Here is a 21,251-nt window from a genome sequence, read left to right on the forward strand (position 1 = left end):
GGGCGGAGCCAAGCGTCGGCGCATTTTCCCCAGTTCCTCAATTCTTCAATTCTCCAGTTCTTCAGTTCCTCTTCTGACCGGCGCCAACTCACCCAACCCGCGCTCGGGCTTCGAGATAACGGCTGATCGCGGCGTTGAGCTCGCCGCCGAGGATGAAGATCGCCGAGATGATGTAGAGGAAGACGACCGCGATCATGATCGAGGCGAGCCCGGCATAGGTCGTCACATAGGACGAGAAATGGTCGAGATAGGTGGCAAAGATCGTCGACCCGACCAGCCAGGCGACCAGCGTGAAGACGATGCCCGGTATGATCGAGACGAAGCGCCGCTTGCCGGCCGGCAGCCAGATATGCACGGAGAACAGCCCGATGACGATGACCGTCGAGGCGATCACGTAACGCCAGATGGTGATCGTGCCCATATACGGCTTGATCCACTCCAGATGCGCCTCCGCCAGCCGTGCGAGCAGCGGCGCGAACACCAAAAGCACGCTGATGGCGAGAAAGCAGGCGGTGGCGATCAGGACGAAGATGATGCTTTGCACCCGGCGGTGGATGATGCCGCGCGTCTCGGTGACCCGATAGGCGCGGTTGAGCGAAGTGCGCAGGGCTTCGATGCCGTTGGAAGCGAAATAGGCCGCAAGCAGCACGCCATAGGTCAGAAGGTCGGTGCGGCGCACCGTGAGCACGTTGAGCACCTCATGCGCGATCGGCTTGGCGATCTGCTCCGGCCATGTGTCGAAGACCAGATGCACGGCCGTGTCGGCGAAGGCGCGCGCGCCGAGGAAGCTGGCAAGCGTGGTGGCGAAGATCAGGAACGGAAACAGTGCCATCAGCGAGGTGATCGCCAGATGGCTGGCCATCGCCCAGCCGTCATCAGTGTTGAAGTGGCCTATCGCATCGTAGAGCACGCGCTTGAGGGCGACGATATTCCGCAGCAAGGGCCCGCGCTCCGCTCGATTGTATCAACGCCGCGAATATGGGAAGTGATTGCGGTAAATGGCAACCCCAGGTCTCACAACGCGCCCCGCGGCAGAAGAGTTGCGCACCGTCATCGTCACCGGCGCCTCCTCCGGCATCGGCGCCTATTGCGCGCGGGCGTTGAAGGCGGAAGGCTGGCGGGTCTTCGCCACGGCGCGCAAGCCGGCCGACATCGCAGCCCTCGAGGCCGACGGCCTGGAGGCCTTCTATCTCGACTATCGCGAGCCCGAATCCATCGCCGCCTTGGTCGATGCGGTGCTGGAGCGGACCGGCGGCACGCTTGACGCGCTCTTCAACAACGGCGCCTACGCCCAGCCCGGCGCCGTCGAGGACCTGCCGGTCGCAGCACTTCGCGAGCAGTTCGAGGCCAATTTCTTCGGCTGGCACGATCTCACCCGGCGGGTCGTGCCGGTCATGCGCCGCCAGGGGCACGGCCGGCTTGTCCACTGCTCCTCTATCCTCGGACTGGCTCCGGTCCGCTTCCGCGGCGCCTATTCGGCCTCCAAGCACGCCATCGAAGGCCTGATGCTGTGCATGCGCCAGGAGCTCGAAGGCAGCGGCATTCACCTTTCCCTCATCGAACCGGGACCTGTGACGTCGAAGATCGCCAGCAATGGCCTGCCCTGGTTCCTAAAAAACATCGACGTCGAAAATTCCGTCCACCGCGCCGATTATCAGGCGCAGCTCGCAAGGCTTCAGGCGGGCGGCAGCGTGTCGAAGCTGAAGCCGGGGCCGGAGAGCGTGCACAGGGCGTTGCGCCACGCGCTTCTGTCACAGCGCCCGCGCCCGCACTATGTGGTAACGGTGCCGGCCAGGATCGGCGCGGCGCTGAAACGCATCCTGCCGGCCTCCCTGCTCTACCGCGTGCTCGCCAGGCGCGCCTGACCGAACCTGAACCGGAGCCAGCCAGATGCTCATCATCTTCAAAATCCTCGCCATCGTCGCGATGGCCGCCGTGGTGATCGTGCTGGTTCGCGGCCTGATCAACATGATGCGCGGCGGCTCCGGCTTCACCTCGAACAAGCTGATGCAGGCGCGCATCATGTTGCAGGCCGTGGCCCTGGCGCTGCTGTTGCTGGTTGTCTATTTCACGCGCAAATAGAGGACTTTGAGAGGACGGCGTGGTCAAGCTCAACAAGATCTACACCCGCACCGGCGACGACGGCACCACCGGGCTCGGCACCGGCGAGCGGCGGCTGAAATCCGACCTGCGCGTCGACGCCTATGGCACCGTCGACGAGGCCAATGCCTGCATCGGCATGGCCCGCGTCCACACCGGCGCCGAGCATCCGGCGATCGACGCCATGCTGTCGCGTATCCAGAACGATCTGTTCGATCTGGGCGCCGACCTCGCCGTGCCGGACGACGGCAGGCCGCTGGGATACGAGCCGCTGCGCATCATCGCGGCCCAGACCGACCGCGTCGAACAGGATATCGACGCGCTCAACAAGGAACTGCAGCCGCTGAAATCCTTCGTGCTGAACGGCGGCACGCCCGCCGCGGCCGCGCTCCATCTTGCCCGCACCGTGGCGCGCCGCGCCGAGCGCCTGATGGTGGCGCTGGCGCAGGATCCGGCCGAGCATGTCAACCGCGAGGCGCTCAAATATATCAACCGTGTTTCGGATTTCCTGTTCGTCGCCGCCCGCGCGGTCAATGACAATGGAAAGGCCGACGTGCTATGGGTTCCCGGCAAGAACCGCTGAATCCGGAGGCGGGAGGGTCCGATGTTCATCCCGCTTTACGACACCAACAGGCTGCGCCATATCCGGCTGCAATATGTGACGATCGGCCTGATCGTGGCGAATGTGCTGGTCTACCTGGCGACCACGCTCGGCGGTGAGAACTTCACCAATGCCGCGGTTCTCGGTCTCGGCTTCATCCCGTCGGTGGTTCACGACAAGGTCGAGCTCTCGCCCGAATTCGTCGTCATCCCCGAGAGTCTCAGCTACCTCACCTATTCCTTTCTGCATGCCGACATCTTCCATCTCGGCGGCAACATGCTGTTCCTCTGGGTGTTCGGCGACAATGTCGAGGATGCGCTCGGCCATATCCGCTATCTGATCTTTTACCTCGCCTGCGCCATCGCCGGGGCCTTCTTCCAAGGGTTGGTGGCCTGGGATTCGCAGGTGCCGTTGATCGGCGCCTCGGGCGCCATCGCCGGGGTCGTCGCCGCCTACCTGATCCTCTACCCCCGGGTAAAGGTCTGGGTGCTGGCCTTTGCCCGCATTCCGTTGCGCATCCCGGCCTTCATTCCGCTGATCCTATGGATCCTGTTCCAGATCGTGATGTTCGCCGCGGCCGGCGAGGACCAGATCTCCTGGGCATGCCATATCGGCGGCATCATCGCCGGATCGATCCTGGTGCTGGTGCTGCGCAGCCGCGGCGTGCCGCTGCTGGCTGGCGCCGACGGCGAGCCGGACCCGACGCCCAACGTCCAGCAGCCGCCTGTTCCTGTCGAGCTGGCCGCGAGCGATCCGGCCCAGCCCGCGGCGCAATGGGGCCGTGGAGCAGCGGCGCCCCGGGACTGAACCGATTTGGGTGCGTCGTGGGATATTGACGCGCCGATTTGTCGCCACTACGGAAACGGCACAGTTGGGCGGATATTCCGTCCGCGATGTCGGCTTTCGACAACTCTGACAGGGCGCACGCTGCTATAGCGCCCCGACTATCTCAGGAGAGGTGACAGGAAAATGAAGATCCTTGTGCCCGTGAAGCGGGTTGTGGACGCCAACGTCAAGGTCCGGGTGAAGGCCGACGGACTGGGCGTCGAGCTTGCCAACGTCAAGATGGCGATGAACCCGTTCGACGAGATCGCGGTCGAGGAAGCGATCCGCATCAAGGAAGCCGGCAAGGCGGAAGAGATCATCGTCGTGTCGATCGGCCCGCAGCAGGCGCAGGAGACGCTCCGCACCGCGCTCGCCATGGGCGCCGACCGCGCCATCCTGGTCAAGACCGACGAGCAGACCGAGCCGCTCGGCGTGGCCAAGGTGCTGAAGGGCGTGGTCGAGGCGGAGGCGCCCGGCCTCGTCATCCTCGGCAAGCAGGCGATCGACGACGATTCGAACCAGACCGGCCAGATGCTGGCGGCACTGCTTGGTTGGCCGCAAGGGACCTTCGCGTCCAAGATCGTGCTCGAAGGCGATCAGGCCAAGGTGACGCGCGAAGTCGACGGCGGGCTGCAGACGGTGGAACTGAAGATGCCGGCGATCGTCACCGCCGACCTTCGCCTCAACCAGCCGCGCTATGCCTCGCTGCCCAACATCATGAAGGCCAAGAAGAAGCCGCTCGATGAGAAGAGCCCGGCCGACTACGGCGCCGACGTCAAGCCGCGCCTCAAGGTGATCAAGACCGAGGAGCCCGGCGGCCGCAAGGCGGGCGTCAAGGTCAAGAGCGTGGCCGAACTGGTCGAAAAGCTTAAGAACGAAGCCGGCGTGCTTTAAAGCGATCGGGAAAGGATAAAGAAAATGGCAATTCTCCTCATCGCCGAACATGATAATGCGAGTCTTTCCGACCAGACCGCCAAGGCGCTGTCGGCGGCGCTGCAGATCGGCTCCGATGTCGACGTGCTGGTGGCCGGCAAGGGCGCCAAGGGCGTGGTTGATGCCGCCGCCAAGCTGAAGGGTGTACGCAAGGTGATGCTGGCCGAGGCCGACGAGCTTGCCGAGCGTCTCGCCGAGCCGACGGCGGCGCTGGTCGTTTCGCTCGCCGGCTCCTATGACGCGATCGTCGCGCCCGCGACCTCGTCGGGCAAGAACGTCGCGCCGCGCGTGGCGGCACTCCTCGACGTCGCCCAGGTGTCCGAGATCATCGAGGTTGTCTCGCCCGACACCTTCAAGCGGCCGATCTATGCCGGCAACGCCATCCAGACCGTGCAGTCGACCGACGCCAAGAAGGTCATCACGGTGCGCACCGCGTCCTTCGCGGCGGCGCCCGAAGGCGGCTCGGCCGCGGTCGAGACGGTCGGCGCCGCTGCCAATCCAGGCCTCTCCTCCTTCATCGAGAACAAGCTCTCCGAGAACGACCGTCCGGAGCTGACCTCGGCCAAGATCATCATCTCGGGCGGCCGCGCGCTTGGTTCCTCGGAGAAGTTCCAGGAAGTCATCCTGCCGGTCGCCGACAAGCTCGGCGCCGCGGTCGGCGCCTCGCGCGCCGCAGTCGACGCCGGCTATGCACCGAACGACTGGCAGGTCGGCCAGACCGGCAAGGTGGTCGCGCCCGACCTCTACATCGCTGTCGGCATCTCCGGCGCCATCCAGCACCTGGCCGGCATGAAGGACTCGAAGGTGATCGTCGCCATCAACAAGGACGAGGAAGCGCCGATCTTCCAGGTCGCCGATTACGGCCTGGTCGGCGATCTCTTCGTCATCCTGCCGGAGCTGCAAAAGGCGCTTTGACGCCACCGGTTCTGGCATATTAAAATCGGAAGGGTGGGGTAGACGAAGTCGCCCCGCCCTTTTAGTTTGCACTGCACAAAAAGCGGGCCATCAAGGCCTGAAGCCAATCCGGCGGGTTTGCGTCCGGATTGCAGGAAATGAACAACAGGAGCGTTTCCGCGCTTCAAGACGCGGAAGATGCTCCGGACGGGATCGGGGTCATGAGCAAGATCGAGACGATCGGCATTGTCGGCGCGGGTCAGATGGGTGGCGGTATCGCCCATGTCTCGGCGCTGGGCGGCTACAAGGTCCTGATCCACGACGTGTCGCCCGACCGTATCGAGAAGGGCATCGCCACCATCAGCGGCAACATGGCGCGCCAGGTCGGTTCCGGCAAGCTCGAGGAGAAGGCGCGCAACGAAGCAATGGCGCGTATTTCCGCCGCCCCGACCATGGCCGATCTCGCGGCCGCCGATCTGGTGATCGAAGCGGCGACCGAGGATGAGACGGTCAAGCGCAAGATCTACGCGCAGCTTTGCCCGCAGCTCAACCCGGAAGCGATCCTGGCGACAAACACCTCGTCGATCTCGATCACCCGGCTTGCCGCGCAGACCGACCGGCCGGAACGCTTCATCGGCATTCATTTCATGAACCCGGTGCCGGTGATGAAGCTGGTCGAGCTGGTGCGCGGCATCGCCACCGAGGACCAGACCTTCGAGGTCGCCAAGAGCTATGTGAAGCACCTCGACAAGACGATCACCGTTTCCGAGGATTTCCCGGCCTTCATCGTCAACCGCATCCTTTTGCCGATGATCAACGAGGCGATCTACACGCTCTATGAGGGCGTCGGCACGGTCGACGCCATTGATACCGCCATGCGGCTCGGCGCCAACCACCCGATGGGACCGCTGCAGCTTGCCGACTTCATCGGCCTCGACACCTGCCTGTCGATCATGCAGGTGCTGCATGAGGGCCTGTCGGATTCGAAATACCGCCCCTGCCCGCTGCTGGTGAAATATGTCGAGGCCGGCTGGCTCGGCCGCAAGACCGGCCGCGGCTTCTACGACTATCGCGGCGACCATCCGGTGCCGACGCGCTGATCTTCCCCGGCTGAACCCTTTCGAAACGGCTCAGGACGCCGCGGCGAGCGGCGGAAGTGGCACGCCGCCGTTCGAAATTTCGCCTGTCGAAACTTCGTCGGGCGCGGCGGAAACGCAGCCGCGCCCGGCCGCCTTGGCGGCATAGCAGGCGGCGTCGGCGCGGGCGATGATCTCGTCCACTTCGCCGCAACCGGCGCGGATCGGCGCAAGCCCGATGCTGGCGCCAATCGAATGCGGGCGCCCGTCCCAGCTGAAGTCGAGATTGCCGATGGCGTCGATGATCGAGCGCGCCGCGATCGGCCCGCACGCCGCGGCGCCCGATTTGAGAACGACGGCGAACTCGTCGCCGCCGAGCCGCGCGACGATGTCTTCCGGGCCAAGCACATTGCGCAGGGCGTCGGCCACGCGCTTGAGCAGCGCATCGCCCGCGGCATGGCCGCCGGTGTCGTTGACCGCCTTGAAGTGATCGAGATCGACGAACATGAACTGATGCTCGCCGCCATTGAGGCGGCACTGGTCGACCAGGTCCTCCATGATGCGGATGAAGCTCGAGCGATTGGCGAGCCCGGTCAGCGCGTCGTGGGCGGCGGCGTAGGCCAGCTGGCGCTGCAGGGCGCGCGCGTCGCTGAAATCCTGGAAGACGATGACGAGACCGCAGAACTCGTCGCGGTCGTTCATGATCGGCGACACCACCTGGCGGATGCTGCAGCGCGTGTCGTCGCGCCGGACAAGCACAGCGCGCGTGTTCTGGTCGCAGTGCGGCTGCTCGCTCGCGGAAGGGCGCGAGAGCCCGATTTTCTGCCCGCTTTCCTCGTCGACCGCCCAGTAGACATGGCCGAGCAGCTTGCCCAGGGCCTCGCCGACCACGACGCCGGTGAGTTTTTCCGCGACCGGGTTCATAAAGGTGATGCGGTTGGCGGCATCGGTGCAGATCACCGCATCGCCGATCGACTGCAACGTCACCCTGAGACGCTCTTTCTCGTCGGCCAGCATGGCCGCCGAAACCATCAGCCGCGCCTCGGCCTCCTTGCGTTCCGTGATATCGGTCAGGCTGCCGATTGCCCGGATCAGCCGGCCCTCGCCATCGCGCTCGATCGCCTTGCCGCGGTCGAGAATCCAGACCCAGCGGCCGTCCTTGTGCCGCATCCGGAACTCGGCCTCGAAAAAGGGCGTCTCGCCGGCAAGATGCGCGCGATCCGCCTCGGCGACGCGTTCCTGGTCGTCGGGATGGATCATGGCCAGCCAGCGATCGGGGTCGCCGTCGAGCTCGCCATCGGCATAGCCCAGCATCTTCACCCAGGTTTCGGAATAGGTGGTGCCGCCCTTGCGCATATCGAGGCTCCAGATACCCTGTCCGGCACTGGTGAGCGCGAAATTCCACCGGTCTTCTGCCTCGGCGATGCGCGCCTCGGCCTGCTTGCGCGCATCGATGTCCTCGATCTGCGACACCAGATAGAGCGGACGGCCCGTCTCCTCTTCACGAATGACCGAGCCGGCGAGCTGCGCCCAGACCGGGGTGCCGTCCTTGCGCAGATACCGCTTCTCGAAATGGAAGGAGTGGATCTTGCCTTCCTTCAGGCTCGTCATCGTCTCGCGGCCGATCTGCAGGTCGTCGGGATGCGTGATCTGGAAGAAGGTCAACGCCTCGATTTCCGAGCGTGTGTAGCCGAGCATGTCGGCGAAGGCAGGGTTGGCCTGAAGGATGCGGCCATCGAGGCCGACAATGGCGACGCCGATCGCCGAATCCTCCATGGCCCGGCGGAAGCGTTGCTCGCTCTCGGCAATCTGCCGGCGGTCGTCGATGATCTTGCGGATGAACAGCGCCGAGACAAACAGCGTGACGGCCGTGACGGCGACGGATATCTGCAGGCAGACCTTCAACGCGTCCGCGGCGAGTTCCAGCGCCGGCAACAGGACCGATGCGGTCAAGGCAACGAGTCCGGCTGCCATCAAGACGGGCACGGCGCGCTTGCCGGCCCGCGGACCTTTCCAACTCAACCACGCCACAATGCGATCCCACCCAATGCGCGACTGCGCGTTGCCACAACTCTGGCGGATCGATTTTAAGGAATGGTTGCATGAGCGGCAGCGGCCGCTCCGATAACCGGCAAACAATTGCCGGTATGATTAAGGTACTGTTTCAAAACCGTACCGAAGGATCGGTGTAATCCTACCAGCGGACGAAAAACCGTCCGCCAAGCGCGCCGAGCGCGGTGAGGAAGCCGATCGCGACCGTATACCAGGTGGCGACGAAGAGCGGCGAATCGTCGAAGCAATGCGCGGCGTAAAAGGTCGCCGCGAGCCCGCCGGCGAGCAGGCCGGCCACCGCGCCCGCCAACACCGGCCGCGTCGGCGCGCCATAGCGCAGCATGCCGAGGAAGATAGCCAGCGGGCCGATGCCGATCAGCGGGATGAAGCTCATGCAGATCATCATGTTCGAGCCGATGAGCCGCTTGCCCCAATCGGCCTCGGGCACGACGAAAAGCTCGAGAACCACCGCCAGCACCACCAGAAGCGGCGCGGCGATCATCCAGGCCATCGCCCGCATGGTCGAAGCACCCGGCATCGACAGCGCGCGAATCAGCGCGAAAGCACTGGCGGCGAGCGTCAGCGTGAACACGAATTTGGACATGAAGCGCATCGTATGCATGGCCGACATGATGTCGGGACGCGGCCCGATGGTCGCAAAGAAGACCATCGCCGCGATCGCCATGGCCACGCCGACCGCCAGCCACCAGGCCCTGCCCATCGGCATCGCCTCGTCGCGGGCATCGGCGTCGAGCGCCTTGATGAGATCCTCTGTCCTCATGTCGCTGTTCGTCCAAATCTTTTGGCGATCGCGGCCAGGCCGCGATGCAGCGACACGCGCACCGCCGTCTCGCTGATGCCGAGCTTGCTCGCCGTCTCGCCGATCGAATGGCCATCGACCGAGATCGATGCCACCACGGAGCGTTGCGCCGGCGGCAGGCCGTCTAGCGCCCGGTTGATGTCGCGCTCGCTCACTGTTTCCGCCTCCGGCTCGGCGAAGGTTTCGGCGATCTCGTCGATCTCGACCTCGATGCGCCGCCCGCGCCGGCGGAACGCATCGATCAGCTTGAAGCGGGCGATCGCATAGACCCAGGGCAGCACCGGCGCATCAGGCCGCCAGGTGTGGCGTTTGACATGAATGGCCAGCAAGGTTTCCTGCACGACATCCTCGGGATCGACCCCGCCTTGAACGATCTTGCGCCGGACAAAGCCGCGAACGAGGGCGGCGATCCCGTGCAGAAAGTCGGCATAAGCCCTTTCGTCTCCCGCGATCGCGGCCCTGAGCAGCCGGGAAAGCTCGGCCTCGTCCTTGCCGGTCACAAGAGTTTACCCCCAATGTTCGCGTCTCGGCCCTGGTTTGTTACGTGGCCGGCGAAATAATGTCCAAGCCAAACTGCCGCAAAATCACGAAAGTTTGCGGAACGGCGACCGATTGAAGCAGGATCACAATGTTGACTATAACAATCATGTATTGATAGGTGCAGCCGTGCCCAAAACCCCTGTCTCGAAGTGAGGACGATGCCCATGAAAATTGCCCTTTCCACACTCGCCGGCGCCGCGCTGGCGCTCGGCCTGACCGCAGGCTCCGCCATGGCCAAGGATCAAGGCATCGTCGTCTACAATGCCCAGCATGAAAGCCTCGCCAAGGAATGGGCAGCGGGCTTCACCAAGGAAACCGGCATCAAGGTCACGCTGCGCAACGGCGGCGACAGCGACTTCTCCAACCAGATCGTCGCCGAGGGAGCGGCCTCGCCGGCCGACGTGTTCCTGACCGAGAATTCGCCGGCAATGGCGCTGGTCGAAGCCGCCGGACTGTTCGCGCCGGTCGACGCCGATACGCTGGCGCAGGTTCCGCAGGAATACCAGCCGTCGACTGGCAAATGGGTCGGCGTTGCCGCCCGCAGCACCGTCTTTGCCTATAACAAGGACAAGCTGAAGGAAGACCAGTTGCCGAAGTCGCTGCTCGATCTTGCCGATCCAAGCTGGAAGGGCCGCTGGGCCGCCTCGCCGTCCGGCCCCGACTTCCAGGCCATTGTCAGCGCCCTGCTTGAGCTCAAGGGCGAGGCCGCTACCGCCGACTGGCTGAAGGCGATGAAGGAGAATTTCACCGCCTACAAGGGCAACTCGACGGTGATGAAGGCGGTCAATGCCGGCGAGATCGATGGCGGCGTGATCTATCACTATTACTATTTCGGCGATCAGGCCAAGACCGGCGAGAACAGCCGGAATGTCGCCCTGCATTATTTCAAGAACCAGGATCCGGGCGCCTTCGTGTCGATCTCCGGCGGCGGCGTGCTGGCGTCGAGCAAGCACCCGAAGGAAGCCCAGGCATTCCTGAAGTGGGTGACCGGCAAGGGCGGCCAGGACGTGCTGAAGACCGGAACGTCCTATGAATATGCGGTCGGCAAGGATGCCCAGTCCAACCCGAAGCTGGTGCCGCTGGCCGATCTGCAGGCGCCGAAAGTGGATCCGGCCAGATTGAATTCCAAGAAGGTCATCGAACTGATGACGCAAGCCGGCTTGCTTTAGTTCGCGTTCGTCCTAAAAGGGCGAACGACCGTGCTCCCGCGGCAATTCGCCTTCCGCGGGAGCGTTTTTGTTTGGAGATCGCCTCGTCGATGACAGTCGACTGCGCTTCGACCCGCCTGCATGGCACATCGCACCGCTTCCGCCGGCAGGCGGAGGCGACCCAGCGGCCTGCCTGATGCAATCGGCGATCGACATGACGCCGGCAATGCTGCCGGCCGGGATGAAGAAGCACCGGTCCGCGTCGTGGATCACGCTCGCCGCGGCCCTCATCTCGCTCGTTGCGCTGCTGCCGCTCGCCTTCATCGTCTGGGTCGCGATCCAGACCGGCTGGGACACCGCGGCGGCGCTGGTCTTCCGCCCGCGCGTCGGCGAATTGCTGGTCAACACCGTGCTCCTCGTGGTCGTCACGGTGCCGATCGCCATCGTGCTGTCGGTGGCGCTGGCCTGGCTGACAGAGCGCAGCGACCTGCCGGGCAACCGCTGGTGGTCCTGGCTGTCGGTCGCACCGCTCGCCATCCCCGCTTTCGTGCACTCCTATGCCTGGATCAGCTTCGTTCCGGGCCTGCACGGGCTGTGGGCCGGCGTGCTGGTCTCCGTTATCGCTTATTTCCCATTCCTTTACCTGCCGATCGCCGCCGCGCTGCGCCGCCTCGATCCGGCGCTGGAAGATGCGGCCGCGGCGCTTGGCCTTGGCCCGTGGCGGGTCTTCGCGCGTGTCGTGCTGCCGCAGCTGAGGCTCGCCATCTGCGGCGGCTCGCTGCTGGTCGGCCTGCATCTCTTGGCCGAATACGGCCTCTATGTCTTCATCCGTTTCGACACCTTCACCACCGCGATCGTCGACCAGTTCCAGTCGACCTTCAACGGTCCGGCGGCCAACATGCTGGGCGCCGTGCTGGTGGTCTGCTGCCTCTTCCTGCTCGCCCTCGAGGTGATGATACGCGGCGAAGAGCGCTATGCCCGCGTCGGTTCCGGCGCCGCGCGCAAGCAGCAGCGCGCTCGCCTCGGCCGCGCCACCTTGCCATGCCTGCTTTTGCCGGCCGGCGTCGCGCTGCTGTCGCTCGGCGTGCCCTTCGTCACGGTCGGCCGCTGGCTGCTTGCCGGGGGCACCGAAGTCTGGCGGTGGGACGAGATCGGCCTGGCGCTCGGCCAGACGCTGTTCCTCGCCATCGCCGGCGCGGTGCTTGCAACGCTGGCCGCCATGCCGATGGCCTGGATTTCGATCCGCGCGCCGGGGCCGCTGCAACGGCTGCTCGAGAGCTGCAACTATATCGTCGGCGCGTTGCCGGGCGTGGTCATCGCGCTGGCGCTGGTGACCATCACCGTGCGCGTCGCGCTGCCGCTCTACCAGACGCTGTTCACCATCCTGTTCGGTTACGCGCTGATGTTCCTGCCGCGCGCTCTGATAAGCCTGCGCGCCTCGATCGCGCAGGCGCCGGTGGAGCTGGAGCGCGCCGCCTCCAGCCTCGGCCGTCCGCCGGTCAAGGCGCTGTGGTCGACGACCATCCGCCTTTCGGCGCCGGGCGCCGCGGCCGGCATGGCGATGGTGGCGCTCGGCATCACCAACGAGCTCACCGCCACCCAGATGCTGGCGCCCAACGGCACCCGCACGCTGGCGATGGCATTCTGGTCCTATAGCGGCGAGATCGACTACGCCTCCGCCGCCCCTTACGCGCTGATCATGGTGGCGATGTCATTGCCGATGACCTGGTGGCTCTACATCCAGTCGAAGCGGATGGCCGGACGATGAGCTTTCTCGAACTCAGCGGCGTCGCGAAGAGCTACGGCCCGGTGACGGCGCTCGCCGGCGTCGACCTGAAAGTCGAAAGCGGCAGCCGCACCGCGATCGTCGGGCCGTCCGGCTGCGGCAAGACCACCTTGCTCAGGCTGATCGCCGGTTTCGAGGCGCCGGACCGCGGCCGCATCGCGCTCGACGGCAAGGTGCTCGCCAATGGCGGCGCGGCCGTGCCCGCGCATCGCCGCGGCATCGGCGTGGTGGCCCAGGACGGTGCCCTGTTCCCGCATCTCACCATCGCCGACAATATCGGCTTCGGCATCCCGCGGAATGCCGACAAGCGAGCCGAGCATATCGTCGAGCTCGCCTACATCGTCGGGCTGGACAAGGCGATCCTGAAGCGCCGCCCGCACGAGCTTTCCGGCGGGCAGCAGCAGCGCGTGGCGCTTGCCCGCGCCATGGCGATGAAGCCCCGGCTGATGCTGCTTGACGAGCCGTTCTCGGCGCTCGACACCGGGCTTCGCGCTTCGATGCGCAAGGCGGTGGCCGAGCTTCTGGAGGAGGCGGGCATCACCACCATCCTGGTCACGCACGACCAGGCAGAAGCGCTGTCCTTCGCCAGCCAGGTGGCGGTGATGCGCGAAGGGCTGTTCTCGCAGGTCGGCACGCCGCGAGAGCTCTATTTCCAACCCAGGGACAGGATGGTCGCCGAGTTCCTCGGCGACGCCATCATCGTGCCGGCCAAGATCGCGGATGGCTTCGCCGTCTCGCGGCTCGGCCGCATCGCCGTCGACACGAAGGGACGGCGCGATGTCGCCCGCATCATGCTGCGGCCCGAGCAGATCCTGCTCAAACGGACCTCGCGCGAAGGCATGTCGGGCACACCCGACATGCTGTTCGGCGAAGTGACGGACTGCGAGTTCGCGGGTTCGGTCTGCACCGTCGCGGTGCGGCTGCTCAACAGCCCGGACCCGCCCGATGCGGCCGCCATCGGCAACACGCCGCTGATCCTGCGCAGGACGGGCATGGACGCGCCGGAGATCGGCGAGATCGTGCGCTTGACCGTCACCGGCAAGGCGCATGTCTTTGCTTAGGTCGGGGTTGAGGCGTGTCGATATTCAGGTCAGGCCGAGCCGAAAACGGCGGGTTTCGAGAACCGGAGCGGAGCGTACTTGAAGTACGTGAGCACCGGAAGCGCAGGAGACCGCCGTTTGCAGGCCGGCTTCACCTGAATATCGGCATGCCTCAGCGCACGCGCTGCCCAGTTGCAGGCGACCAAAGCGGCCATTGCTCCAGGAAATCAACGCTGTGGATGACCACGCGCTGCCCATCGATCAGGATAATCGAATAGGCGGGCGGCGCCTGCTCGACCACTTCGTCGCCGACCAGGTCGAGCATGAAGCGGGCATGCAGGCCGCGCTGCACCGAGAACGGAATGCCGGCGACGGTGCCGGCGATGTCGCGATGGACATGGCCGAAGAAGATGTAGCGGACATTGCCGTGGCGGGTCAGCACGTCGATGAGCCGCTGCGGCTGTTCGAGGCCGAGCGGGTCGAGCAGAGTGAGGCCAAGCTCGACGGGTGGATGATGCAGGAAAATATAAACGGCCTTGCCTGCCGCCTCGCCAAGCCGTGCGTCGAGCCATGCAAGCCGGTTGTCGCACAACTCGCCGGTGACGCGGCCCTCCGCCATGCTGTCGAGAAAGACGAGGCGCCCTTCCGGCGTGTCGAGCACCGACTGCACGAAGCCGTTGCCGTCCGTCCCGTTATCCGGAAAGGCGGCGATCAGATTGGCGCGCCGGTCATGGTTTCCAGGCAGCAGCTGGTAAGGCACAGTGAGCCGGCTCAGCGCCGATTTCAAATCGGCATAGCTCTCGGCTTCGCCGTCGTCGGCCAGATCGCCGGTGAAGATGCAGAGCGCCGCATCTCCATGCCGAGCATTGATATGATCTATGCAGCGATCGAGCCGCTCGTTCAGATCCGCGCCATAGCGTATCTGGCGCCGACGATCGAGATGGACGTCGGTGACCTGGATGATCTTCATTCCGTGAACCCTCAGATAATTTGCAAAGTCAGCCTTGCAAGGCCCGCCTTACAGCACCGGTTCCGGCACCGAGGCCTTGAACACGTCGAGCCTGCCGCCCGTCTCCGAGGAGAAGAAGTGCAGGTCCGCTTCGGCGAACTGCAGGCCGATCGTGCTGCCCGGTTCGGAGTGGACGATCTCCGACGTCACGACAGAGAACGGCGCGCCGTCGAGATCCACATAGACGACGCGGCCGGCGCCCAATTCCTCGATGAGGTCGACGGTCGCCGCAAGCGCTCCCGGCGTGCCCGGCGCCACCATGCGCACCGCCTCCGGCCGGATACCGACCGCGACTTTCGCGCCCACGGGAACGCCCGTGCGCGACACGTTGAGCTTGCGGCTGCCTCCGAGCAATGACAGCCCGTCGAGCGTGACGGTGCCTTCGAGCATGTTCATCGCCGGCGCGCCGACAAAGGTGGCGACGAAGCGGCTCGCCGGCCGGCTATAGACTTCCGCCGGTGTGCCCACCTGCTCGACACGGCCGCCATTCATCACCACCAGCCGGTCGGCCAGCGTCATCGCCTCGACCTGGTCGTGCGTGACGAAGACGGAGGTGGCGCTGAGGCGCCGGTGCAGCTTGCGGATCTCGGAGCGCATCTGCACCCGCAGCTTGGCGTCGAGGTTGGAGAGCGGCTCGTCGAACAGGAACACCTTCGGCTCGCGGATCATGGCGCGGCCCATGGCGACGCGCTGGCGCTGGCCGCCGGAGAGCGCCATCGGCTTGCGGTCGAGCAGGTGCTCCAGTTCTAGGACCCGCGCCACCGCCTGGACGCGCTGAGCGCGTTCGGCCGACGGAACGCCGGCGACCTTCAGCGAATAGCCGATGTTCTGGGCCACGCTCATATGCGGGTAGAGCGCGTAGTTCTGGAACACCATGGCGCAGCCGCGCTCGCGCGGCTCGAGCTTGTTGACCACCGTGCCGTCGATCGCGATCGTGCCGTCGGAAATCTCTTCCAGCCCGGCGATCATTCTAAGCAGCGTGGACTTGCCGCAACCGGACGGCCCGAGGATGACGACGAATTCGCCCGAAGCGAAGTCGAGGTCGACGCCATGCACGACCTGCGTCTTGGCGTAGTTCTTCTTGACGCCGCGAATGGCGATGGAGGCCATTTTCCGTCTCCCTATTTTTCGGTGGCGATCAGGCCGCGCACGAACCAGCGCTGCATCAGCACCACGACGATCAGCGGCGGCAGCATGACGATCAGCGTGCCGGCCATGGCGATATGCCATTCCGGCGCGCCGCCGACATTGGGGATGAGCTGCTTCAGCTCTGTCACCGCCATCGCATGCGACTGGTCGGTGGTGATAAGCAACGGCCACAGATACTGGTTCCAGGCCCACAGGAACATGATGGTGCCGAGCGCCGCCATGTTGTTGCGCGACAGCGGCAGCAGGATATCGACGAAGAAGCGCAGCGCGCCGGCGCCGTCCATGCGCGCCGCTTCGGTCAACTCGTCCGGCACGGTCAGGAAGAACTGGCGGTAGAGGAAGGTGCCGGTGGCGGTCGCGACCAGCGGCAGGATCAGGCCGCTATAGGAATTGAGCAATCCCAGGCTGAGCGAAACCTGCACGCCCGAGACCTTTTCGATCAGCCAGGAGAGGCCGGTCAGGTCCATGATCGCCTGATAGGGCTCGAGCACGTTGGCGACCACCGCGTAGGTCGGCACGATGCGCACCTCGAGCGGCAGCATCAGCGTGATGAAGATCAGCCAGAACATCAGCATGCGGCCGGGATAACGGAAATAGACGATCGAGAAGGCGGTCAGCGCCGAGATGATGACTTTCCCGGCGGCGACGCCGAACGCCATGATGAAGGAGTTGAGCAGCTTCGGACCGAGGTCGGCGGTGGTCCAAGCCGTCCTGATGTTGACCCAGAAATCGCTGCCCGGCAGCAGCGACATCGGCACGTCGTTGACATCCTTCAGATTATGCGATGCGGCGATCGCTACGATGACGAACGGCGCCACGCAGAATACGAAGCCGACGAACAGGATCAGATGCGTGAAGAAATTGAGGATCGGGGTGCGCTCGACCATGGCCCGCCTCAACGATAATGCACGCGCCGCTCGATGAAGCGGAACTGGACGATGGTGAGCGCGATGATGAGCAGCATCAGGATGATGCTCTGCGCGGCGGCGCCCGAATAATCGAGGCCTTTGAAGCCGTCGGAATAGATCTTGTAGACCATCAGATTGGTGGCGTTGGCCGGTCCGCCTGCGGTCATGATGTCGACGATGCCGAAGGAATCCTGGAAGCTCTCGGTGATGTTGATGACCAGCAGGAAGAAGATGGTCGGCGTGATCAGCGGAAACTGGATATCCCAGAAGCGCCGGATGACGCCGGAGCCGTCCATCGCCGCCGCCTCGATCAGCGAGCGCGGAATCGCCTGGAAGGCGGCGAGGAAGAAGATGAAATTATAGCCGACATATTTCCACGAGAAGGCGATGATGATCGAGGCCATGGCGTCGGCGCCGTCAAGTCCAGGGTCCCAGAAGCCGGGCCAGACCTGGTTGACCACGGCCATGAAGCCGGCTTCCGGTGCCAGGATGAAGCGAAACGCCAGCGCCAGCGCCGGTGCGGCGATGCCGTAAGGCCAGATCAGGACCACGCGGTAAAGCCATGAGCCGGCAAGCTGGCGGTCGGTCAAGGCGGCGAGCACCAGCGCGATTGTCATCGCAAGTCCCGTGCTGATCCCGGCGAAGATCATGCTGGCGGTGATCGAGTCCCAGTAGCTGGCGTTGGACAGGATCGAGCGGAAATTGTCGAGCCCGACCCAGATATTGCCGCCGCCCCAGGGCTGCTGCAGCGTCAGCGACCAGTACACGGCCTGCCCGGCCGGCCAGTAGAAGAAAGTGAAGATCAGAATTAGCTGCGGCACCGCGAACGGGATGCCGATCGTCCATTTGCTGAAAGTGACGCGTTTTTCCATCGATCCGCCGATGTCGTTGAACCGCCAACCCGCTCGCGCGGCACAAGACTAAGGCATGTCTCCCGAAAGTGGGAACCGGTTTCGGGAGACAAAGACATGCCCAAATCAAAAACCCATATGAAATGGCCGCCCGTCGATGCTCGGCGGGCGGCCGTTCCAGTATCCGGGATCAGGGCAGGGTCTTACCCGGATAGGTCTGCTGGAAGCGCTCGAGGATCGCGTCGCCATTCTTGACCAGCGCGTCGAGGCCTTCCTGCACGCTGACCTTGTTGGCGAAGATCGCCTGCATCTGCGTGCCGAACTCGGCGCGGATCTGGGTGAAGTTGCCGAGGCGGATGCCACGGGTGATCTCGGTCGGCTCCGACGCGGTCAGGCTGGCGATCGCCACTTCACGTCCCTTATAGGGCGCCTTGTCGTAGAAGCCGTTGGACTTCATGAAATCGAAACCCGACTTCGTCACCGGGATATAGCCGGTGTTGGTCGACCAGAACAAAGCGGTCTTGGGGTCGTGGATGAAGTTGAGGAACGCTGCCGCGCCCTTGTATTCCGCGTCCGACTTGCCCGACAGCACCCACAGCGAAGCGCCGCCGACCAGCGAGTTCTTGCGCTCGGTGCCGGCATAGACCGGCAGCTCGGCGACGTCCCACTTCATGCCTTCCTTCTGGGTGCGGCCGACCGTGCCGTGGTCGCCGACCGAGGTCAGGATGAGCTGGCAGGTGCCGGTGGCGAAGGCCTGCACCATATCCTGGCCAAGATCCTTCGACTTGATCTTGATAAGGCCTGCGTCATACCACTTCTTGAGATCGGTGACGTACTGGACGAACTTGGTCTTGTTGACTTCCAGACGGGCGTCGAGGCCGTCATAGCCGTTGTTCTTGGTGGCGATCGGCTGATTGTGCAGCGCCGAGAACTGCTCCATCAGTTGCCAGCTCTCATTGGCCGAGATGTTGATCGCCATCGGGCAATCATAGCCGGCGTCCTTCAGCGCCTTGAGGTCGGCGCCGACGTCTTCCCAGGTCTTCGGCGCCTCGCTCTTGCCGATCTTGGCGAAGGCGTCCTTGTTCCAGTACATCAGCGCCGTCGAGGAGTTGAACGGGAAGGACAGCATTTCGCCCTTCGAGGTCGCGTAATAGCGGGCGATACCGGGGAAATAGTCGCTGTAGTCGATCTTGTAGCCGTTCTCCTCCATCAGCTTGTCGGCGGGCTTGTAGGCGCCCGACAGCATCATGGTGGCAGTGCCGACGTCATAGACCTGGACGACGGTCGGCTGCTTGCCGGCGCGGAAGGCGGCGATCGTGTTCTGCAGCGTGGCGTCGTAATTGCCCTGGCTGGTGCAGACGACCTGGTAGTCCTTCTGGGAATCGTTGAAGTTCTTGCACAGCGTGTCGACGACGCGGGCGAGATCGCCCGAAAGACCGAACCAGAAATCGAATTTGACCGGCTCCGCAAATGCAGGAACCGCAAGCGCGGTGCTGAGCGCGCCGGCGGCAAGGGCGGCAAAGCCCCGCTTGATGATCGTCATGGTTTTTCCCTCTTGAGTGGCAGTGTGACAAGGTTTTGCGCAAGTCCTTGCCCGCTCTCATAGAGAAGGTATGTGACAGTTCTGTTGTGGCCCTGAGGCCCTATGGACAGCCAGTCTCTCCTCCCCTGGCAGCGGTCGCGCCGGCATGAAAACGTCACATCGGCGCTCTAGGAAGCTAGGGCGCTGCGAAGCGTCGAAAAGGCCTCCGTGATTAACCGGCTAACTGGATGAGAAGAGACATGCTGGTCCCGCAGCTCACGCACGTGCCCGTCGCCGCCCGCAACGCCATGCGGGACGGACCGCGCGACAGCGCCGCCCATCTGCGCCACGCCGCCGCCGTTCCCGCCCTCGGCGAGATCGAGATCGGCGGCAAGGCGTCGCGCGAGAGCGCCGGCGAAAGCCTGACCGTCATGGCCTGGAACGTCGAGCGGCTGCGTCATGTCGATGCCATCGCTACTACGATCGCCGGCCGGGCGCCGCACGTCGTGCTGCTGTCCGAAGTCGACAAGGGCATGGCGCGCTCCGGCAACGGCCATCTTCTGAGCCGGCTTGCCGATCGTCTAGGCCATTCCTATGCCTATGGCGTCGAGTTCCTCGAACTCGGCACCGGCAATGAGGCGGAGCAAGCGGCAAATGGCGGCGCCGAGAACGTTGAGGGCTTCCACGGCAATGCCATAACCAGCGCCGTCCCGCTGCTGCGGCCTTTCCTCGTTCGGCTGGATGCGGCCGGCGCCTGGTTCCTGCCGGAGCACGGCCAGCCGCGCATCGGCGGCCGCATGGCGCTTGGCGGCCAGGTGATGGTGGGCGAGCGCCGAGTCACCGTCGTCTCGGTGCATCTCGAGAACCGTACGACGCCTGCCGGCCGTGCCGACCAGACGCGCCACCTCCTCGACGCCATCGACAGGTATGACGCGGAAGCGCCGGTCCTGATCGGCGGCGACTTCAACACGCTGACCGCAACCTATGAAGAGCGTCACGCCGATCCGGCCGCATGGCAGGCGCGCATCGACGCCGAACCGGACCGGCTGATGTGCCCCGACCGCCACGAGCCCCTCTTCGCCGTCATGGCCGGGCGTGGCTACGATTGGCGCGACGCCAATGCGTTCGACAGGCCGACGCAGCGGCGCCCGGCGGGCGACAGAACGCCCACCGGCCATATCGACTGGTTCTTCACCCGCGGCCTTGCGGCAAGCGCACCGGAGACACTGCCGGCGGTGTTGCCGGACGGCAGCCCGAGCGCCGACCACGAGGCGCTGGTGGTTACGGTGCGGGTAAGATAGCGGCCACGATCAGGGCTCGAGCGCCGCTTCCACCAGCCGCTTGGCGTCGGGGCTCGACCATTCGGCCGGGCCGTTCATATGCGCGATCAGGCAGCCTTCTGCGTCGATCAGCATGGTCACGGGAAGCCCGAGCGCCAGCCCGCGCGTCTTCGCCTCATTGAACAGGGCGATCGTCGGGTCCCGGTAGAAGCCGAGCGTCTCGACGCCGATTTCCTTGAGGAACTTCTTCGGCTTCGTATCGTCGCCGGTGTCGACATTGACCGCGATCACCTCGAAGTCCTTGCCGCCCTTCTCCTTCTGCAGCGCGTCGAGCGCCGGCATCTCGGCGCGGCACGGCGCGCACCATGTCGCCCACAGATTGAGCAGCACGGTCTTGCTGGCATAGTCGGCAATTGTCATTGGCTTGCCGTCGGGGCCGTTGAAGGCCAAGCTCTTCAGCGATTGCGGCGGATCGGCCGGCTGCAGCGCCGCGACCTGGCCGACGGCCTTGGCGGCGACCTGCTTGGCGCGGGCGGCCTTTGGCGCGCAGGCGGCATCGTCCTTGCCGGCGACCGCGACGGCCTTCTCGGGAGCGTTGTTGCCAGAACCGCTCTCGCTGACATATACCGCGACCGCGCCGGCCAGCACGCCCGCCACCAAAGCGGCGAGGATGAGGCGCGTAGTCGGAAAAAACAATCTCTTGCCGTCTGCCATTTT

21 protein-coding genes are annotated in these 21,251 nt (G+C 64.8%); 11 read left to right on the forward strand and 10 right to left on the reverse strand.

The features are described 5' to 3' along the window. Positions 1 to 88: 88 nt before the first annotated feature. Entirely contained in the window at positions 89 to 940 is an 852-nt protein-coding gene (locus LB529_RS14915) for a YihY/virulence factor BrkB family protein (protein ID WP_095767497.1), read from the reverse strand. Positions 941 to 998: 58 nt separating this feature from the next. Between LB529_RS14915 and LB529_RS14920 the strand changes: the two genes are divergently transcribed. The 7 genes from LB529_RS14920 to LB529_RS14950 all read left to right on the forward strand — a co-directional run bounded on the left by LB529_RS14920 (position 999) and on the right by LB529_RS14950 (position 6,453). Then, positions 999 to 1,865 carry an SDR family oxidoreductase gene (locus LB529_RS14920; RefSeq protein ID WP_224711481.1) on the forward strand — a complete coding sequence of 289 codons (867 nt, stop codon included), beginning with the start codon at positions 999 to 1,001 and terminating at the stop codon, positions 1,863 to 1,865. Positions 1,866 to 1,890: 25 nt separating this feature from the next. Beyond that, positions 1,891 to 2,082, forward strand: a complete 192-nt coding sequence (locus LB529_RS14925; RefSeq protein WP_095767495.1) for a twin transmembrane helix small protein — start codon at positions 1,891 to 1,893, stop codon at positions 2,080 to 2,082. A gap of 19 nt (positions 2,083 to 2,101) precedes the next feature. Next, positions 2,102 to 2,683 (forward strand): cob(I)yrinic acid a,c-diamide adenosyltransferase, encoded by a 582-nt coding sequence (locus tag LB529_RS14930; RefSeq protein WP_224711482.1) that lies wholly within the window; start codon positions 2,102 to 2,104, stop codon positions 2,681 to 2,683. A gap of 21 nt (positions 2,684 to 2,704) precedes the next feature. After that, a complete protein-coding gene (locus LB529_RS14935; protein WP_224711483.1) occupies positions 2,705 to 3,508 on the forward strand; it encodes a rhomboid family intramembrane serine protease in 804 nt (267 codons plus the stop codon). Positions 3,509 to 3,670: 162 nt separating this feature from the next. After that, positions 3,671 to 4,420 (forward strand): electron transfer flavoprotein subunit beta/FixA family protein, encoded by a 750-nt coding sequence (locus LB529_RS14940; protein WP_224711484.1) that lies wholly within the window; start codon positions 3,671 to 3,673, stop codon positions 4,418 to 4,420. Between the two features lie 24 nt (positions 4,421 to 4,444). After that, on the forward strand, positions 4,445 to 5,374 hold the full coding sequence (locus LB529_RS14945; RefSeq protein ID WP_224711485.1) for an electron transfer flavoprotein subunit alpha/FixB family protein: 930 nt from the start codon (positions 4,445 to 4,447) through the stop codon (positions 5,372 to 5,374). 200 nt (positions 5,375 to 5,574) lie between these two features. Beyond that, positions 5,575 to 6,453, forward strand: a complete 879-nt coding sequence (locus LB529_RS14950) for a 3-hydroxybutyryl-CoA dehydrogenase (RefSeq protein ID WP_224711486.1) — start codon at positions 5,575 to 5,577, stop codon at positions 6,451 to 6,453. Positions 6,454 to 6,483: 30 nt separating this feature from the next. Here the strand turns inward: LB529_RS14950 and LB529_RS14955 are convergent, their stop codons facing one another. From LB529_RS14955 to LB529_RS14965, 3 genes are all read right to left on the reverse strand, one after another. Next, on the reverse strand, positions 6,484 to 8,382 hold the full coding sequence (locus LB529_RS14955; protein ID WP_224711487.1) for a PAS domain S-box protein: 1,899 nt from the start codon (positions 8,380 to 8,382) through the stop codon (positions 6,484 to 6,486). 241 nt (positions 8,383 to 8,623) lie between these two features. Then, on the reverse strand, positions 8,624 to 9,262 hold the full coding sequence (locus LB529_RS14960; RefSeq protein WP_224711488.1) for an NrsF family protein: 639 nt from the start codon (positions 9,260 to 9,262) through the stop codon (positions 8,624 to 8,626). Then, the gene (locus LB529_RS14965; protein ID WP_095767489.1) at positions 9,259 to 9,801 is read right to left on the reverse strand and encodes a sigma-70 family RNA polymerase sigma factor; all 543 of its coding nucleotides are present in this window, start codon (positions 9,799 to 9,801) and stop codon (positions 9,259 to 9,261) included. The genes LB529_RS14960 and LB529_RS14965 overlap by 4 nt, the downstream gene beginning before the upstream one ends. A 204-nt stretch (positions 9,802 to 10,005) precedes the next feature. Here LB529_RS14965 and LB529_RS14970 point away from each other — a divergent pair, with 204 nt between their 5' ends. From LB529_RS14970 to LB529_RS14980, 3 genes are all read left to right on the forward strand, one after another. After that, positions 10,006 to 11,010, forward strand: a complete 1,005-nt coding sequence (locus tag LB529_RS14970; RefSeq protein WP_224708290.1) for an iron ABC transporter substrate-binding protein — start codon at positions 10,006 to 10,008, stop codon at positions 11,008 to 11,010. Positions 11,011 to 11,185: 175 nt separating this feature from the next. Further along, positions 11,186 to 12,757, forward strand: a complete 1,572-nt coding sequence (locus LB529_RS14975) for an ABC transporter permease (RefSeq protein WP_411962508.1) — start codon at positions 11,186 to 11,188, stop codon at positions 12,755 to 12,757. Further along, on the forward strand, positions 12,754 to 13,836 hold the full coding sequence (locus LB529_RS14980; RefSeq protein WP_224711489.1) for an ABC transporter ATP-binding protein: 1,083 nt from the start codon (positions 12,754 to 12,756) through the stop codon (positions 13,834 to 13,836). The genes LB529_RS14975 and LB529_RS14980 overlap by 4 nt, the downstream gene beginning before the upstream one ends. A gap of 151 nt (positions 13,837 to 13,987) precedes the next feature. Here the strand turns inward: LB529_RS14980 and LB529_RS14985 are convergent, their stop codons facing one another. From LB529_RS14985 to LB529_RS15005, 5 genes are all read right to left on the reverse strand, one after another. Then, the gene (locus LB529_RS14985) at positions 13,988 to 14,785 is read right to left on the reverse strand and encodes a phosphodiesterase (protein WP_224609503.1); all 798 of its coding nucleotides are present in this window, start codon (positions 14,783 to 14,785) and stop codon (positions 13,988 to 13,990) included. Between the two features lie 48 nt (positions 14,786 to 14,833). Beyond that, entirely contained in the window at positions 14,834 to 15,934 is a 1,101-nt protein-coding gene (gene ugpC, locus LB529_RS14990) for a sn-glycerol-3-phosphate ABC transporter ATP-binding protein UgpC (protein WP_224711490.1), read from the reverse strand. Between the two features lie 11 nt (positions 15,935 to 15,945). After that, on the reverse strand, positions 15,946 to 16,860 hold the full coding sequence (locus LB529_RS14995; RefSeq protein WP_095767483.1) for an ABC transporter permease subunit: 915 nt from the start codon (positions 16,858 to 16,860) through the stop codon (positions 15,946 to 15,948). Between the two features lie 8 nt (positions 16,861 to 16,868). Continuing rightward, positions 16,869 to 17,753: an ABC transporter permease subunit gene (locus LB529_RS15000; protein ID WP_224711491.1), complete on the reverse strand. Its 885-nt coding sequence runs from the start codon at positions 17,751 to 17,753 to the stop codon at positions 16,869 to 16,871. A 169-nt stretch (positions 17,754 to 17,922) separates the two neighbouring features. Beyond that, a complete protein-coding gene (locus LB529_RS15005) occupies positions 17,923 to 19,275 on the reverse strand; it encodes an extracellular solute-binding protein (RefSeq protein WP_224711492.1) in 1,353 nt (450 codons plus the stop codon). A 239-nt stretch (positions 19,276 to 19,514) separates the two neighbouring features. Between LB529_RS15005 and LB529_RS15010 the strand changes: the two genes are divergently transcribed. Next, positions 19,515 to 20,555: an endonuclease/exonuclease/phosphatase family protein gene (locus LB529_RS15010; protein ID WP_224711493.1), complete on the forward strand. Its 1,041-nt coding sequence runs from the start codon at positions 19,515 to 19,517 to the stop codon at positions 20,553 to 20,555. A gap of 9 nt (positions 20,556 to 20,564) precedes the next feature. Here the strand turns inward: LB529_RS15010 and tlpA are convergent, their stop codons facing one another. Next, positions 20,565 to 21,248, reverse strand: a complete 684-nt coding sequence (gene tlpA / locus LB529_RS15015; protein ID WP_224711494.1) for a thiol:disulfide interchange protein TlpA — start codon at positions 21,246 to 21,248, stop codon at positions 20,565 to 20,567. Positions 21,249 to 21,251: the final 3 nt, after the last annotated feature.

Origin of the sequence: Mesorhizobium sp. CA5, assembly GCF_020165105.1 — a bacterium.
Classification (GTDB): Bacteria; Pseudomonadota; Alphaproteobacteria; order Rhizobiales; family Rhizobiaceae; genus Mesorhizobium.

What these genes read in the sequence shown, in the direction of transcription:
- LB529_RS14920 (WP_224711481.1), top strand. Translation starts at nt 999, where the DNA reads ATGGCAACCCCAGGTCTCACAACGCGCCCCGCGGCAGAAGAGTTGCGC.
- LB529_RS14925 (WP_095767495.1), top strand. Translation starts at nt 1,891, where the DNA reads ATGCTCATCATCTTCAAAATCCTCGCCATCGTCGCGATGGCCGCCGTG.
- LB529_RS14935 (WP_224711483.1), top strand. Translation starts at nt 2,705, where the DNA reads ATGTTCATCCCGCTTTACGACACCAACAGGCTGCGCCATATCCGGCTG.
- LB529_RS14940 (WP_224711484.1), top strand. Translation starts at nt 3,671, where the DNA reads ATGAAGATCCTTGTGCCCGTGAAGCGGGTTGTGGACGCCAACGTCAAG.
- LB529_RS14945 (WP_224711485.1), top strand. Translation starts at nt 4,445, where the DNA reads ATGGCAATTCTCCTCATCGCCGAACATGATAATGCGAGTCTTTCCGAC.
- LB529_RS14950 (WP_224711486.1), top strand. Translation starts at nt 5,575, where the DNA reads ATGAGCAAGATCGAGACGATCGGCATTGTCGGCGCGGGTCAGATGGGT.
- LB529_RS14960 (WP_224711488.1), bottom strand. Translation starts at nt 9,262, where the DNA reads ATGAGGACAGAGGATCTCATCAAGGCGCTCGACGCCGATGCCCGCGAC.
- LB529_RS14970 (WP_224708290.1), top strand. Translation starts at nt 10,006, where the DNA reads ATGAAAATTGCCCTTTCCACACTCGCCGGCGCCGCGCTGGCGCTCGGC.
- LB529_RS14975 (WP_411962508.1), top strand. Translation starts at nt 11,186, where the DNA reads ATGCAATCGGCGATCGACATGACGCCGGCAATGCTGCCGGCCGGGATG.
- LB529_RS14980 (WP_224711489.1), top strand. Translation starts at nt 12,754, where the DNA reads ATGAGCTTTCTCGAACTCAGCGGCGTCGCGAAGAGCTACGGCCCGGTG.
- LB529_RS14985 (WP_224609503.1), bottom strand. Translation starts at nt 14,785, where the DNA reads ATGAAGATCATCCAGGTCACCGACGTCCATCTCGATCGTCGGCGCCAG.
- ugpC (WP_224711490.1), bottom strand. Translation starts at nt 15,934, where the DNA reads ATGGCCTCCATCGCCATTCGCGGCGTCAAGAAGAACTACGCCAAGACG.
- LB529_RS14995 (WP_095767483.1), bottom strand. Translation starts at nt 16,860, where the DNA reads ATGGTCGAGCGCACCCCGATCCTCAATTTCTTCACGCATCTGATCCTG.
- LB529_RS15000 (WP_224711491.1), bottom strand. Translation starts at nt 17,753, where the DNA reads ATGGAAAAACGCGTCACTTTCAGCAAATGGACGATCGGCATCCCGTTC.
- LB529_RS15005 (WP_224711492.1), bottom strand. Translation starts at nt 19,275, where the DNA reads ATGACGATCATCAAGCGGGGCTTTGCCGCCCTTGCCGCCGGCGCGCTC.
- LB529_RS15010 (WP_224711493.1), top strand. Translation starts at nt 19,515, where the DNA reads ATGCTGGTCCCGCAGCTCACGCACGTGCCCGTCGCCGCCCGCAACGCC.
- tlpA (WP_224711494.1), bottom strand. Translation starts at nt 21,248, where the DNA reads ATGGCAGACGGCAAGAGATTGTTTTTTCCGACTACGCGCCTCATCCTC.